Raw genomic sequence first — 233 nt, 5'->3', positions numbered from 1 at the left:
TGGAGGCGCCTCCCGGAGTCGAACCGAGGTCCACGGATTTGCAATCCGCTGCATAGCCACTCTGCCAAGGCGCCTTCAATAGTGTTTTAAGAGAACAACTCTTTTGATTAATACCAAGCGAGGTAATAATCAAATAGATGGTGCCCCGGGCCGGACTTGAACCGGCACAACGCGAACGTCGAGGGATTTTAAATCCCTTGTGTCTACCAATTCCACCACCAGGGCACGCAATT

At 51.5% G+C, this 233-nt stretch carries 2 tRNA genes; both read right to left on the bottom strand.

From position 1 onward, the window contains the following. Positions 1–74: transfer RNA gene (locus AB4503_RS25520), tRNA-Cys, on the bottom strand. 64 nt (positions 75–138) lie between these two features. Next, positions 139–225, bottom strand: a tRNA-Leu gene (locus AB4503_RS25515). Positions 226–233: the final 8 nt, after the last annotated feature.

The sequence above is a fragment of the Vibrio sp. 10N.222.55.B11 genome, from assembly GCF_041473705.1.
GTDB classification, from domain to species: Bacteria; Pseudomonadota; Gammaproteobacteria; order Enterobacterales; family Vibrionaceae; genus Vibrio; species Vibrio crassostreae_C.
This window is presented reverse-complemented; position numbering and strand designations above follow the sequence as displayed.